3 protein-coding genes and 1 pseudogene are annotated in these 1,963 nt (G+C 33.9%); 2 read left to right on the forward strand and 2 right to left on the reverse strand.

The features are described from left to right. Positions 1 to 583, forward strand: a 583-nt coding sequence (locus P8M54_RS02415) for an exopolyphosphatase (RefSeq protein ID WP_300284643.1), incomplete at its 5' end; no start/stop codon positions are given. A gap of 44 nt (positions 584 to 627) precedes the next feature. Here the strand turns inward: P8M54_RS02415 and P8M54_RS02420 are convergent. Further along, on the reverse strand, positions 628 to 915 hold the full coding sequence (locus P8M54_RS02420) for a DNA polymerase III (RefSeq protein WP_300284645.1): 288 nt from the start codon (positions 913 to 915) through the stop codon (positions 628 to 630). Between P8M54_RS02420 and P8M54_RS02425 the strand changes: the two genes are divergently transcribed. Next, positions 914 to 1,177, forward strand: coding sequence for a hypothetical protein (locus P8M54_RS02425; protein WP_300284647.1), 264 nt, complete (start codon positions 914 to 916; stop codon positions 1,175 to 1,177). The two genes, P8M54_RS02420 and P8M54_RS02425, sit on opposite strands and share 2 nt — an antisense overlap. 88 nt (positions 1,178 to 1,265) lie before the next feature. Here P8M54_RS02425 and P8M54_RS02430 read toward each other — a convergent pair. Next, positions 1,266 to 1,963, reverse strand: a pseudogene (locus P8M54_RS02430) (DNA polymerase III subunit gamma/tau); the annotation flags it as partial.

The raw sequence follows: 1,963 nt of genomic DNA on the forward strand, positions 1-1,963 counted from the left end.
AATTCAAGACAAAGCCAACATTAAAATTGAAATTATTGATGGTAAAAAAGAAGCTGCGATTATAGCCTCAACGGATTTAAATCATCTATTAAAATCTGATGAAACCTACCTTTTTGTAGATGTTGGAGGAGGGAGCACGGAGTTTACATTGTTCTCAGCTGGAAAATTGATTAACTCAAGATCTTTCAAGGCCGGTACAGTACGGCTGCTAAATAATATGGTTTGTGATGTAGTGTGGGAAGAAATAGAAAAATGGATCACAACCAACACAGCTGATTATGAAGAATTGTCTATAATTGGATCTGGAGGAAACATCAATAAAATATTCAAAATGTCCGGCAAAGCGCAGGAAATGCCACTTTCCTATATATATGTAAACTCTCAATATGCTTTTTTAAATTCACTTACTTACGAACAAAGAATATCTGAAGTAGGCTTAAATCCCGATCGTGCAGATGTTATTATTCCAGCTATTCGTATTTTTTTAAATGCGATGAAATGGAGTGGAGCTAGACAAATATATGTGCCTAAAATTGGTCTTTCTGATGGTATTGTGAAAGCGATGTACTACGACAAAATATAAGTATTCGGATTATTTTAAAATCCATAGAAACAAATAACGCTTTTTTAAGCGTTTAAATCCAATCCAAATGTTGTGCGTAAGAGCTCAATATTTGGATTTATTTCATGTAAACGATTGTATCTATCTTGATCGTTAAAACTTTTTCGATTAGTGACTGCTTCGTTTACAATTACCTCAATAGTAATGTTGTGATTATGCAAATGACCTCTTAAATGTCCTAATAGGCCATTCAATTCTTTTTCAAAATCTAGCTTTGAACCTTCATTTGGCAATTCAATAGTAATAGAAGTTCCAGTTAATACGGGATCATTAATCAGTAAAAGGGATTCCATGATTTTAAACCCTTTGTCACCTAGTTTTTTGGCGTATTTAGTCCATTGCAAAAGCATTTCTGTCTCGGTAAATTCTTCTGTTGGTAAATGCGTCGTTTCTTTTACAATCGTTTTGCTACTTTCTTCTAATGCCTTTTTGGCTCTAATACTTGAAAGAGATAAAGCCGAATATTTAGGGTTATTATCTTCAGGTTTTGGAATCGAAGGAACGGTTTTTGGCTCGATTATTTTTTTCTCCTCTTTAGTATTTGAAGATTTTTGAGTAACAATTTCTTCAGGAAGTTGCTGAGTAACTGGTTTAACTTCACTTACGATTGAATAGTCTTTTTTTCTAAAGTGTGTAGGCGGAATTATAAAGGACTCAACTTTTTTTTTTCTCCATCAAAATTGATAGAGGCAAGTTGCATTAAGCAAAGTTCAACAAGTAAACGCTGATTTTGGCTAACTTTGTACTTTAAATCACAATCATTTGCGATCGCAATTCCTTTTAGAAGGAAGTCTTGATCACTCTTTTGCGCTTGTAAGCCATACATTTTTTGCGCTTGTTCGCCAACTTCTAATAAACTTAAAGTAGCGGGTGTTTTGCTAACTAAAAGATCTCTAAAGTGAGTAGCTAAGCCTGAAACAAAATGATGTGCGTCAAATCCTTTGGCTAATATATCATTAAAGGACAAAAGTAATTCAGGTATTTTATTTTCTAAAATAAGGTCGGTTACGTTAATATACGTCTCGTAATCCAACACATTTAGGTTTTCCGTAACTGCCTGACGCGTTAAGTTTTTACCACAATACGATACGACTCTGTCAAAAATAGACAAAGCATCTCGCATGGCTCCATCAGCTTTTTGAGCGATAATGTGTAAGGCATCATCTTCAAATTCGATTCCTTGGTTTAAAGCAACTTCAGCTAAATGTTCTTTAGCATCTTTTACAGTAATTCGTTTGAAATCAAATATTTGACAACGAGACAATATGGTAGGGATAATTTTATGCTTTTCAGTAGTGGCAAGTATAAAAATAGCATGCTTTGGTGGCTCTTCTAATGTTT

Origin of the sequence: Flavobacterium sp. (assembly GCF_029242675.1) — a bacterium.
Lineage (GTDB): Bacteria > Bacteroidota > Bacteroidia > Flavobacteriales > Flavobacteriaceae > Flavobacterium.

Excerpts from the sequence above, each read along its gene's own strand:
- P8M54_RS02425 (WP_300284647.1), top strand. The coding sequence starts at position 914 with ATGATTTTAAACCCTTTGTCACCTAGTTTTTTGGCGTATTTAGTCCAT.
- P8M54_RS02420 (WP_300284645.1), bottom strand. The coding sequence starts at position 915 with ATGGAATCCCTTTTACTGATTAATGATCCCGTATTAACTGGAACTTCT.